Source organism: Streptomyces sp. NBC_01478 (assembly GCF_036227225.1).
Taxonomy (GTDB): Bacteria; Actinomycetota; Actinomycetes; order Streptomycetales; family Streptomycetaceae; genus Streptomyces.
In genome coordinates this window covers 6185978-6198173 of sequence record NZ_CP109444.1, presented here as the reverse complement: position 1 = coordinate 6198173, position 12196 = coordinate 6185978, and the positions used below count along the sequence as shown (strand labels likewise).

The 12196-nt window shown below is 69.3% G+C and carries 9 protein-coding genes and 1 pseudogene; 5 read left to right on the top strand and 5 right to left on the bottom strand.

Features of this window, described 5'->3' with window-relative positions; translation table 11 throughout:
- Positions 1 to 52 precede the first annotated feature (52 nt).
- The 5 genes and pseudogenes from OG223_RS53995 to OG223_RS28040 form a co-directional block, all read right to left on the bottom strand.
- A pseudogene (locus tag OG223_RS53995) lies at positions 53 to 816 on the bottom strand (winged helix-turn-helix domain-containing protein); the annotation flags it as partial.
- A gap of 96 nt (positions 817 to 912) precedes the next feature.
- The gene (locus tag OG223_RS28055; protein WP_329254274.1) at positions 913 to 3417 is read right to left on the bottom strand and encodes a right-handed parallel beta-helix repeat-containing protein; all 2505 of its coding nucleotides are present in this window, start codon (positions 3415 to 3417) and stop codon (positions 913 to 915) included.
- Between the two features lie 183 nt (positions 3418 to 3600).
- Entirely contained in the window at positions 3601 to 4746 is a 1146-nt protein-coding gene (gene dgoD / locus OG223_RS28050; RefSeq protein WP_329254271.1) for a galactonate dehydratase, read from the bottom strand.
- Positions 4747 to 4858: 112 nt separating this feature from the next.
- Positions 4859 to 5647: an SDR family NAD(P)-dependent oxidoreductase gene (locus OG223_RS28045; protein WP_329254268.1), complete on the bottom strand. Its 789-nt coding sequence runs from the start codon at positions 5645 to 5647 to the stop codon at positions 4859 to 4861.
- A 235-nt stretch (positions 5648 to 5882) separates the two neighbouring features.
- Complete coding sequence (locus tag OG223_RS28040; protein WP_329254265.1) at positions 5883 to 6923, bottom strand: LacI family DNA-binding transcriptional regulator; 1041 nt, start codon at positions 6921 to 6923, stop codon at positions 5883 to 5885.
- Between the two features lie 334 nt (positions 6924 to 7257).
- Between OG223_RS28040 and OG223_RS28035 the strand changes: the two genes are divergently transcribed.
- From OG223_RS28035 to OG223_RS28015, 5 genes are all read left to right on the top strand, one after another.
- Complete coding sequence (locus tag OG223_RS28035; protein ID WP_329254262.1) at positions 7258 to 8526, top strand: ABC transporter substrate-binding protein; 1269 nt, start codon at positions 7258 to 7260, stop codon at positions 8524 to 8526.
- A gap of 125 nt (positions 8527 to 8651) precedes the next feature.
- Positions 8652 to 9524: a carbohydrate ABC transporter permease gene (locus OG223_RS28030; RefSeq protein ID WP_329254259.1), complete on the top strand. Its 873-nt coding sequence runs from the start codon at positions 8652 to 8654 to the stop codon at positions 9522 to 9524.
- A gap of 67 nt (positions 9525 to 9591) precedes the next feature.
- Positions 9592 to 10521, top strand: coding sequence for a carbohydrate ABC transporter permease (locus OG223_RS28025; protein ID WP_329254255.1), 930 nt, complete (start codon positions 9592 to 9594; stop codon positions 10519 to 10521).
- Positions 10522 to 10568: 47 nt separating this feature from the next.
- On the top strand, positions 10569 to 11222 hold the full coding sequence (locus OG223_RS28020; protein ID WP_329254253.1) for a bifunctional 4-hydroxy-2-oxoglutarate aldolase/2-dehydro-3-deoxy-phosphogluconate aldolase: 654 nt from the start codon (positions 10569 to 10571) through the stop codon (positions 11220 to 11222).
- Positions 11219 to 12190: a sugar kinase gene (locus OG223_RS28015; RefSeq protein ID WP_329254250.1), complete on the top strand. Its 972-nt coding sequence runs from the start codon at positions 11219 to 11221 to the stop codon at positions 12188 to 12190. The genes OG223_RS28020 and OG223_RS28015 overlap by 4 nt, the downstream gene beginning before the upstream one ends.
- Positions 12191 to 12196 lie beyond the last annotated feature (6 nt).

Sequence of the window (12196 nt, the reverse complement as noted above, 5' to 3'; positions counted from 1 at the left end):
GCATAGGAGTTACTGAGCTCGTCGGATTGTTGTCTGGTGCTCGGTGAGGGTGTCCGGTACCGGCAAGGCAGCCGTCGACGAGGTCGCGCCGGAGCTGGATATGACGCAGGCCCCGACACAGGGTGCGTTCAAGATGCTCGTCGTCAGTGAAGGCGGTGTTGTGCGGCCGTGTACTCACGCATCCCGGCGACCCGGTGGGTGTTGAGATTGTCCCAAATCAAGACAATGGGGGCGCCGGGCTGGATGTGGGCGCGGACGACCAGGTCGCGTAGTCGCTCCAGGCGAAGCTGTCGCGTCCGGTTCCCTTGTGCTTGCGGTGCCGCCGCAGTCATTCCGCCCGCGGCCACACATCCTCCTTCCACAGTTCGACCGCATGCTCGTCGCCTTCCATGGCCCGGCGCGCGGGAGACTGCCAGGACCAGCCGTGGCGGTGCAGCAGCAGCCGCCATACCGCCGCCATCAAGCAGTCGATCCGGAACCTGAAGGCGATCAGGACTCCGATCCGTGCCAGGATCCACCGCTGGTCCCCTCCCAGTCGTGCTCGGCGGGTCCGAGAGCCAAATCCTTCTCCAACTCCGCGAACTGGTCGTCGGACAGCTTGGGCAGTTTCGGCGGCCCTGCGGTGGCGAGGGCATCCATCCCGCCTTCCCGCCAGGCACGCCGCCAGTGTTCCGCCAACCGCTCACTCACCCGCAGATCCTTCGCGATCACCGCGGTCTTCTCGCCGCGTGTGAAACGTCCGCCCGCCTCGTACCGGATCCGCTCACGAAACTGTCGCCGCTCGGCGGTCAATCCGCCGCCCTGCGCGTACCGCATCAGGGACGGACCGCGCAACGCCACAACGCACAACCCCCAGGCCATGAACCCAGAGGTTGTGCGTTGCTCGCCCCCGCCAAGGGGCAGTACGCAGTGTTACGGCAGCTTCACCACCGTGAAGTCGTCGCAATAGCCCGCCGCCGAACCGGAGTTCTTGTAGCAGTACACCGACGCCGACGTGTTGGACACACCCGTCGTGAAGAAGACCGGTTCCTGTGCGTACGACGTCGTCGACGCCCGCAGGTACGTCTCCGTACCGCCGAAGCTCTTCACGCCTACGGCCACTTCCTCACCGGCGGTGCCCACCTTCGCCCACGCCGCCAGCAGGTAACTGCCGCCGGAGGCAAGGCCGCTCACCGTCTGGATGGCGCCGCTCGCGCTCACCCCCGTCTGCAACGAGTACGTGCCGGTACGGGAGTTGGACGACACGACACTCGACGCCGTACCCGCGCTCTGGGTCCACGGAGTCAGCGCGCCCGTCTCGAAGCCCGGGTTCGTGACCGCGTTGGTGGCGGACGTCAGGGGCTCGACCGCGAGGTCGTCGCAGTAACCCGCCCCCGTTCCACCGGCGTTCTTCCAGCAGTAGACCGTGGCCGTCGTGCTGGAGGAACCCGTGGTGAAGACGATCGCCGCCTGGGAGTACGACGAGGACGCGATGTTCGTGTACGTCTCCGTGCCGCCGAAGTTCTTCACGCCGATCGCCAGCGTCTCGCCTGCCGTCGCCACCTTGCCCCAGCCCGTGAGCAGGTACGTGGTGGAAGGCGAGAGGCCCGTCAGGGACTGGTTCGCGCCGCTGCCGCTCGCCGCCGTCGTCAACGCATCGGCTCCCGTACGGGAGTTGGACGCCGTGACCGAGGACGCCGTACCGCTCGCCTGCGTCCACGGAGACAGACTGCCCGTCTCGAAGCCCGCGTTGGACAGCAGGTTGCCGCCGGTGCCGTTGTAAGCGCCGATGTTGGGGGCCGCCGTGGCGGAGACCGCGTTGCCGTAGGCGTCGTAGCCGCCGTTGGACGCGATGACCGCGCCCGCCCGGACGACCGGGGACGACGGGTGGACCTGGTAGGCGTTCTTGCCGGTGTAGGAGGAGGACGTGTTGGCGTTGCCGGCGTTGCGGAACTCCGGGTCCGCCGTCACCTTGGCCGCGTCCGCGGGCTCGCGGGACGGGTGGTTGCCGTAGAAGAGGTTGTTGGAGTAGGTCGAAGTGCCGGTGGTGGTGAAGTAGTTGCCGGAGCCGTAGTTGAAGACCGCGTTGTTCTTGAAGGACAGCGCGCCGCTGATCGACGTGCCCGCGCGGGAGTAGAGGATCGGGGTGCTCAGGCCGTCCCGCACCGAGAACGTGTTGTTGTAGAAGAGCGGGACCGCCGACGAACTGCCGCTCTGGTTCGGGACTCCGCCCACGAAGTGGAGGACTCCGCCGCCGTGGGTCTGCGTACCGGACGTGGGGCAGCCGGAGTTGCTGCCGTCGTTCTCGCTGATGTTGTAGCGGACCACCGTGCCGTCGCTGGGGACGGTCGACGTGGGCTCGTTGGCGATGGTGAAGGGAGGCATCACCAGCAGGAAGCCGCCGAGGTTCTGGTGGCTGTAGTTGTACTGGAACGTGGTGTTGTGGTTGCCCCAGTCCACGTCGAAGCCGGTGCCGTCGGCGCCGTTGATGTGGCAGTAGACCTCGTTGTTCTGGACGACGGTGTTGCTGCTGCCGGACATCCAGATGCCGGCCGAGGCCCCGTTGCAGTACTGACCGGAGGGCGGGCAGGTCGACTTGGCGCCGCCGTAGCCCGCCTTGTTGCCGTCGATGAGGGCGCCGTCGTTCTTCACGACGAGGATGTCGTCCGCGCCGTCGTACGTCATCGTGTTGTTGCGGATGACCGTGCCGGTCGTGAGGCCGGTGCCCTGGCCGTCCGCGTCCGGTGTCACCGCCACCGCTATGCGGTCCACGTGGTCGAAGGTGTTGTTCTCGACCACCACGTCGTTCCAGGTGGAGACCGGGGTGGTGTGGTCGGTCTGGACGCCGACGCCCGCGTTTGTCGAGTACCAACCGCCGCCGTAGCCAGCGATGTTGTGGATGTACATGTCGTGGACGCGGATGTGGTTGAGGACGCCGCCGGAGCTGTTCTCGGCCAGGACGCCCGAACGGTAGGCGGGGGACGAGGAGTTGTCGATCAGCTCCAGGCCGCCGATGTCCCAGTACTGCTGGTTCAGGAGGTGGATGACCGCGCCCGTCGCGCCCGCCGCGTCGATGACCGGCTTCGCGCCGCTGCCGTACGACGCCATCGAGATGTTGCTGCCCGAGGAACCCGAGCCGCCCGGGGCGAGTTGGCCGGTGCAGGTGGTGCCGGCCTTGAAGAGGATGCTGTCGCCCGCTGCGAATGTCGTGCTGTTGACGGCTGTTACCGAGTTCCAGGGGCTGGCGCTGGTGCCGGTGCCGTTGGTGGAGGCCGAGCAGTCGACGTAGTAACTCGTGCCCGCTGCCGCCGCGTTGGTGGCGGCGACGGGGACGAGCAGGGCGCCCGCCATCGCGGCGAGCAGGGCGAGGACCCCTGGCCTTCGTCGGGTTGTGGCGAAAACGGGTCCGCCGGGAGAACCGAATCTGCGACGCTTCATTGCGCGCTCCTTGGATGGGTGGATGTGTCCCTTGCCGCTGCGTGCGGCGAGATTCCCCTCTTCACCAGGCGCGATGACCGGTTGCCGCCGGTGCGCCTGGAGCGTGTGGCGCTGTCCCGACGCCGGATTCGACGGCGTCGGGGCAGCGCGGTGCCAACAGCCCTGCCCTTTACGGCACTTGGGCTACCAGGACGCGAGCGAACCGTCCGCGTTGCGCCAGACCGGGTTGCGCCAGCGGTGGCCGCGTTCGGCGGCGGCGCGGACCTTGTCCTCGTCGACCGTGATGCCGAGGCCGGGGGCGGTCAGGCGGTGGATGTAGCCGTCCCGGACCTCGAAGGGGGAGGCGTCGGCGAGGTAGCCGAGCAGGCCGCTGCTGTCGCCGTAGCCGATGCCCAGGGACTGTTCCTGGATGAGGAAGTTCGGTACGGCGAAGTCGAGTTGGAGGCTCGCGGCGAGCGCGATCGGGCCGAGCGGGCAGTGCGGGGCGACCAGCACGTCGTAGGCCTCGGCCATCGCGGCGATACGGCGGGTCTCCGAGATGCCGCCCGCGTGGCTGATGTCGGGCTGCGCCACCGCGATTCCGGCGCCGAGCACGTCCCTGAAGTCCCAGCGGGAGAAGAGGCGTTCGCCGGTCGCGATGGGGATGGAGGTGGCGCGGACCACGTCGCCGAGGTCGCGGGTGAATTCCGGGAGGACCGGTTCCTCCACGAACATCGGCAACAGCGGTTCCAGGTACGGGAGTACGCGACGGGACATCGCTCCGCTGAAGCGGCCGTGGAAGTCGAGGGCCACATCGCGGTCCGGGCCGATCGCTTCCCGTACGGCGGCCACCCTGGCCACGATCGCGTCGATCGCCGCGGGGGTCGCCAGCGGCTCAAGTTGTGCGCAGGGGTTCATCTTTACGGCCGTCAGGCCCTTGGCGACCTGCCCGGCCGCCGACTCGGCGAGTTCCTCGGGGCTCTCGCCGTAGAGCCAGCCGTAGATGCGGACGCGGTCGCGGACGTGGCCGCCGAGGAGTTGGTGCACCGGTACGCCGTGGGTCTTGCCCGCGATGTCCCACAGGGCCTGGTCGATGCCGGCCAGGGCGCTGCTGAGGACCGGGCCGCCGCGGTAGAAGCCGCCCTTGGCGAGCATCTGCCAGTGCTCCTCGATGCGGGCGGGGTCCTGGCCGGTCAGGTAGTCGAACATCTCCTCGACCGCCCGGGCCGTGGTGTGGGCCTTGCCCTCCACGATGGGCTCGCCCCAGCCGGATATCCCCTCGTCGGTGTCGACGCGCAGGAAGAGCCAGCGCGGTTCGACGAGGAACAGCTCGTATCCGGTGATTTTCATGCTGCGGACCTCCGGGTCCTACGGGTATGACGAATACGCGTACGACTAGTACGGGTACGGGTACGGGAGGGGTGAGAGGGCGCCGAGCGCTTGATCCGGGGAATCCGGGGGTCTACTCCTGCGAGCTGATGCTGCGCCCGCCGTCCACGACCAGGTTCTGGCCGGTGATGAACGACGCGTCGTCCGAGCCGAGGAAGGCGACGGCCGCGGCGATGTCCTCGGGTTCGCCGAGCCGCCCGACCGGGGTGCGGGCCGCCGTCTTGGCCCGGTACTCGTCCGGTGCGTCGGTCCAGAGACCGGTCTCCACGGCACCGGGCACCACCGCGTTGAACCTGATCCGGCCCGCGTACTCGACCGCCAACTGCCGTACCAGCGCGCTGACTCCGCCCTTCGCCGCCGCGTACGCCGGGAAGCCGCTGAAGCCGAGCACCGCGTGCACGGAGCCCGTGACGACGACCGCGCCGCCGGATGCCGTGAGCAGGGGGACCGCGGCCCGGACGCCGTAGAAGACCGAGTCGAGGGCGAGGCGGAGGTGGTCGTGCCAGGAGGTGTCGTCGAGTTCGTGGATCGCGCCGGGGAGATTGCGGCCGGCGTTGAGGTGCAGCAGGTCGAGGCGGCCGGTCCACTCCTGGGCCGTGCGGATCGCCTCCGGCCACGCCTCGGGGTTCGTGACGTCGAGCCCCAGGTGACGGGCACGGCCGCCCTTGGCGCGGACCTCGTCGGCCACCTTCTCCGCACCCGCCGCGTCCACGTCCGTGACCAGCACGGACGCGCCCTCGTCGGCGAGGCGCCGGGCGGTGGCGGCGCCGATGCCGGAGGCGGCGGCGGTGAGGAGGGCCGTACGCCCGGTGAAACGAGAGGCGTGACGGTCGGGAAAGCTGTCGGGGGTGGTGCGGCTCATGGCGTTCCTCTCGGCGTGACCGGCCCGTCCGGTCATCCGTCCTACGTCCGTCCTACGGGGGTGCCCTTCCGGGTCGGCCTACGGCTCGGGCCGACCCGTCCGGTCGGATCGTGCGGGTCCTAGGGGTACTGCGGGTGGTGCGAGTCCTACGGGTCCTACGGGCCCTACGGGCCCTACGGGGTACTGCGGGTCGTAAGGGTCGTACGGGTCCTAGGGGATCTAGGGGTCCTACGGGTCACTCCACCCCGCCGGCCCCCGGCCGCGCCGTGGACCCCCGCAACACCAGACTCGGCTCGGTCGGCACGACCACGTCCCCCGGCGGCTTGCCCTGGATCTCCGCGACCAGGGCGTCCACCGCCGCGGTGCCCAGTTCGTGCAGCGGCATCGCGACCGTGGTGAGCGGTGGGGTGAGGTACGCGGCGACGGGAAGGTCGTCGTTGCCGACCAGCGAGATGTCCTCGGGGATGCGCAGGCCACGTTCGTGGATGGCCCGCATCGCCCCCATGGCCTGGGCGAGCGAGCTGGTGTACAACGCGGTGACCTGAGGTTTCCCATCGGCGGGGGTGAGGAGTTCGCGGGCGGCGGAGGCGCCGCCCTCCTCGGTGAAGTCGCCGGAGGCGACCGGTGCCGCGACGAGTCCCAGTGCGGCGGCGTGCCGTAGGAACGCGTCCCGGCGGTCCTCGCTGGGGGTGATCCCCGAGGGGCCGGCGATGTGGCCGATCACCCGGTGACCGAGTGTGTGGAGGTGGTCGAGCGCGGTGACGCTGGAGCGGGCCACGTCCATCGTGACGTTGCGGCCCGAGCCCTTGACGGCGCGGTTGAGGAAGACATGCGGAACCGGGTTGCGGCTCAGGGTCTCCAGTAGGGGATGGCCGGGTCGGGCGGAGGCGATCAGCAGGCCGTCCACACGGCCTTCCTTCACCAGGTCGTTGAAGGTGTCGTCGGCCTCCTGGCCGTCGAAGTCCTCGGCGAGCAGGGAGAGATAGCCCAGCTCACGGGCGCGTCGGTAGGCGCCGCGCGAAATGGTCACGTACGTCGGGTTGTTGAGGGCCGGCACCAGCAGGGCCAGGGCGTGGGTGCTGGCCCCGGCCAGGGCGCGGGCCCCGGAGTGCGGGCGGTAGCCCAGGGCGGCGGCGACCTCGTGGACGCGCTGTCTGGTCTCGGGGCGGACGGACAGGTCCTGCCGTCCGTTGAGCACCTTGGAGACCGTCGCCTTGGAGACTCCCGCCTCCCGTGCGACGTCCACCAGCCTTGCCCGTACGGGCTGTTCAGCCACGCGAGTCCTCCCTGTCAACCACGCTGTCGACGACCCCGGCCGTCCTGCGAATCATGCCCTGCTGCCGGATTCGCCTGGGGTGTGGCGTTCGGCGTGCAGTGTTGCGTTTGACCTCTTGACACCTTCTGGCGCCGCAACCTAGCGTTCGCCGAAGTCGTTGGTCAACCGGTTTCCCTGGATGGATTTCAGTGATATATCCATTCAGGCCCGACAAACCACCATGGTCCTCGCACCGCCGACGGGACTCGGCGAACATCGCGGACCTTCAACTTTCTTCACAAACCCCTGCAAGCACGACGAAATCGGCATGCGCCGATGATGGGTGAGGTGTGCAATGAAGCGCTCCGGGAGACTGCTCGCGGTCGCCACCACGGTCGCCGCCCTGGCGACGTCGCTCGCCGCCTGTGGCGGCGGCTCCGACTCGACCTCGGCGGACGGGACGGTCACGCTCCACGTGGAGGCGTGGAAGGGCGGCGGCGCGGAGCCGGCGAACATCGCCGAGATCAACAAGGCCTTCGAGAAGGCCCACCCGAAGATCAAGATCGACTTCAAGTACACCACCGCGGACCCGACCTACACGCAGAAGCTGCAGCCCGAGCTGCTGGGCGGCAAGGCCGGCGACGTCATCATGGTCGACGCGGACAAGATGAAGAAGTGGGGCGCCTCCGGCTACCTCGCGGACCTGTCGAACGAGTCGTGGGTCAGCTCCATATCCTCCGCCGCGAAGCCGTTCACGCAGAGCGACGGCAAGACGCTGGCGATGCCGATGGAGCTGATCGGCATCGGTCTGTACGCCAACATGGACCTGCTGAAGAAGGCCGGGATCACCGAGGTCCCCGCCGACTGGCCGACGTTCCTCGCCGACCTCGCGAAGATCAAGAAGGCCGGGATCACGCCCATCTCGCTGCCGGACAAGGCCGGTTGGACCGGCAGCTCGGTCTTCCAGGCGAGCGGTTCGACGACCGTCTACCAGAAGAACAAGCAGTGGGACACGGACTTCCTGGCCGGCAAGGCGTCCTTCGCCTCGGACTGGAAGGAGCCGCTCGCCCAGCTCAAGACCCTCGATGACAAGGGCTTCGTGAACTGGAAGAACGAACTCGGCGTCGACGAGTGGTCGCAGGGCCCGCAGGACTTCAGCGCCGGCAAGAGCGCCTTCTGGTACCAGGGCGCCTGGCAGGTCTCCAACATCAAGAAGGCCGGTTTCCCGGTGTCGTTCGCCCCCTGGCCGGGCGGTGCGGCGGGCACCAAGCCGAACGCGATGCTGTTCTCCGGCACCGCGTGGGGCGTCAACTCCCAGTCGCAGCACGCGGATGCGGCGAAGGAGTACGTCAAGTTCTGGTCGCAGAGCGCGAATCTGGCGAAGTACCTGGACGCCGAGCACGCCGAGTCGCCGTTCACCGGTGGCACCACGCCCGACTCGACGGAGACGACCATCTTCAACACCGCCTTCAGCGAGGGCCGTTACCGGGTCCTGCCCTCCAACACCTGGTACGGCAGCCAGTCGGAGACCGACACCGGCTCCAAGATCCAGTCGTTCCTGCTGGGCCAGTCCGACGCGGCGAAGACGCTGAAGGACATCCAGACGGCGGCCTCCGCCAAGTAGCCGTATCGGTGGGGCAATTGGGCCGTCCGGTCAGTCGAACACCGGCCGGGTGATCGAGCCGGCCGGCCCACCCCCGTCCCACCCACTCCCCCAAGGGGCCTGACGGCCAAGGAGGTTGATCCCCCGTGTTCCACCGACGGCGTGCCACCATGGCCGCCTTCCTGCTCCCCGCGATCGCCGTGTACGCGCTCTTCATCCTGTACCCGCTGTTCAAGGGCGTGTACTTGAGCTTCACCGACAGCGTCGGCGGCCCGATCTCCCACTTCGTCGGCACGGACCAGTACAAGGCGATGGCGGACGACCCGGCGGTCTCCGCGGCGCTGTGGCACACGGTCCTCTACGCCGTCGTGGTCGTCGTCGTGCAGAACGGCCTCGGGCTGCTCTTCGCGTCGATGCTGTTCCGCCGCCCGAGGGTCCGAAAGGCCCTGAACGTCGTCCTGTTGACCCCGACGCTGATCTCGCCGCTGATGGCCGCGTTCATCTGGTCGTACCTCTTCGCACCGAACGGCGGGCTCAACGCCCTGCTCGACGGGGTCGGCCTCGGCGCGCTCAAGCACGTCTGGCTCGGCGACCCGTCGACCGCGCTGTACTCGGTCGCGACCGTCAACATCTGGATGTTCACCGGCTACTCGTGCGCGATCTTCCTCGCCAGCTATATGAGCATGCCGACCGAACTCCTGGAGGCCGCCGCCCTGGACGGAGCGAGCGGCTGGCGGCGCTTCCGCAGCATCGAATGGCCGCTGCTGGCACCCGCGTTGACCGTCAACGTGACGCTCAGCCTGATCGGTTCGCTCAAGGTCTTCGAGTTCCCGCTCGTCCTGACCAACGGCGGCCCGGCCGGCGCCACCGACACCCTGACCCTGCTCGTGTACCGGAACATCTTCGGCGGCGGGAAGTTCGCCTACGGCGTCGCCCTCGCGGTGCTGCTCCTGGTGACCGTGGTCGTCCTGTCCAGCGCGACCAACTCCCTGCTCAGGCTGCGCGAACGGCGCGTGTGACGCCGTACGGACGCCTCCAAGGACGTACGCACCCCGTCGGCACCGTTGGAATCGGACGGATCACCCCATGACCTCACCCCTCTCGACTCCGGTCTCCGCACCGGAGATCAGCCGCCCCGCCGGGCAGCGCGACACACCCCGGCCCCCGGACCGGTCCCCCAACTCCGCCCCGTGGACGCCGCGCAGGCTCGTCGCCGGCCTCGGCACGGCGGTGCTCTGCCTCGGCACGGTCCTGTTCGTGCTGCCGTTCGTCTTCACGATCGTGACCTCGCTGCGCACGGCGGCGGACGTGGCACGCTCCCCGCTGGGCATACCGCACTCCTTCACCCTGAAGAACTTCACGAACGCCTTCAGCCAGATCCACTACGGCACCAGCACCCTCAACACCCTTCTGATCACCGGGCTTTCGTGCATCCTCATCACGGTGCTCGGCGCGCTCGCGGGCTACCCGCTGGCCCGGATCACCGCGGGCTGGTCGACGGCGGTGTACCGGCTGTTCATCCTCGGCACGTCGATCCCGGTGTTCGTCGTCGTGGCACCCCTGTACCTGCTGATGCGCGACCTGAACCTGCTGGACACGTACGCGGGCGTCGTCTTCATCTACACCGCGCTCAACCTGCCGCTCGCCGTGTTCTTCTACACCAGCTTCATCCGCCAGGTCCCGACCGACCTGGAGGAGGCGGCGGCCCTCGACGGCTGCGGCGCGCTGCGCACGTTCTTCGTCATCATCCTGCCGCTGCTACGGCCGGTCACCAGCACCCTGTTGACCTTCATCTCGCTCCAGATCTGGAACGACCTCCTCGTCCCCCTCGTCTTCCTCCAGGACCCGGGCAAGCGCACGGTCATGGTGAACGCGTACTCCTTCATCGACCCGCACACCGTGCAGCCGACCACCCTCTTCCCGGCCGCGCTGCTCGGCGTCCTGCCCCTCTTCGTCATCTTCATCTTCTTCCAGCGCCAGATGGTCGCCGGAATGTCGGCGGGAGCGGTGAAGTGACGGACCGTCAGGCAAGTAGTTCCATACGACAGTTTCAACGGCCCCTGGTGACCGGCCAGTTGACCGGCACCCGGGTCATGGCCATCCTCAGGTCGGCCGACGCCTCCGGGCTGCCCGCCGCGGCCCATGCCCTCGCGGCCGGCGGGGTGACCTGCCTGGAGGTCACCCTCACCACCGCGGGCGCGCTGGAGGCGATCGCCCGCATCAAGGACGAACTCGGCGCCGCCGTCTCGGTGGGCGCCGGTACGGTCCTCACCGCGGCCGACACCCGGGACGCGCTGGCCGCGGGCGCCGAGTTCCTGGTCTCCCCGAACGTGGAACCGGACGTCATCCGCACCGCGGCCGACGAGGGCATCCCCTTCTACCCGGGGGCCTGGACGGCGACCGAGGTGATCACGGCCTGGCGGGCGGGCGCGGCGGCCGTGAAACTCTTCCCTGCCTGCACCGGAGGCCCCACCCATCTGGCCCAACTCCGCGCCCCGCTACCGGAGATACCGCTCATGGCGGTCGGCGGCGTGGACCTGGAGGCGGCGGGGCTGTACGTGGCGGCGGGGGCCCTCGCCGTGGGCGTCGGCTCCCCCCTGCTGCGCGGCGCCGACCGGGACCCCGCCCCGGAGGCGCTGAGCGCCCTCACGGCACGGGCACGCGCACTGCTGAAGACGGTCAGGCCCGATACCGGGGCCAAGGAGCGACATCTGTGAACAGCCGCAAGCCGGTCGAGAGCGACGAGCCCTACCTCGTCACCGTGGGCGAGACCCTCGGCGTCCTGTCCGCCGCCGGCCCCGGCCCGCTCACCCTGGGCACCACCCTGCGCCTCGGCATCGCGGGCGCCGAGTCGAACGTGGCCGTGGGCGTCAGCCGCCTGGGCGGCAGGGCGACCTGGATCGGCCGGGTGAGCGAGGACGAGCTGGGCGAGTTGGTGCTACGAGAGCTGCGGGCGGAAGGAGTCACGGCCCTGGCGGTACGCGACCCGGCCCCGACGTCCCTCCTCCTCAAGGAGAAACGCACCAGCACGCACCACCGGATGCGTTACTACCGGACGGCGACGGCGGGCGTCCGGCTGGCCCCCGAGGACATCCCGGAGGAGACGGTGGCGGGGGCGGCGGTCCTCCATGTCACCGGCATCACACCAGCGTTGGGGGAGGGACCGGCGCGCGCGGTCCGGCGCGCGGTCGATATCGCCCGCGACGCCGGGGTGTTGGTGTCCCTCGACATCAACTTCCGTTCCCTGTTGTGGAACGAGGACGAGGCGAGGGCGGCGGTGCTGCCCCTGCTCCACGACAGCGACCTGGTGTTCGCGGGACCGCACGAGGCCCGCCTCGCGGTGCCGGACCGCCACGAACCCGAGGAACTGGCCAAGGGAATCTGCGAGTTGGGCCCGACCGGCGCGGTGATCAAACTGGGCGCGGAGGGAGCCTTCGCCCTCGTCGACGGCCACCCCTACCGCCAACCCGCGCTGCCTGCCCGCGTCCATGACTCGGTGGGCGCGGGGGACGCCTTCGTGGCGGGCTACTTGGCCGAGCTGCTCGCGGGCGCTCCGCCGGAAGTCCGGCTGGACACGGCGGCCCGGCTGGGCGCGTTCGCGGTCGGCACGGAGGGCGACTGGGAAGGCCTGCCGCGCCGCGCCGAACTGGCCCTGCTGGACCACCACGACGACGTACTCCGCTGAGGAACT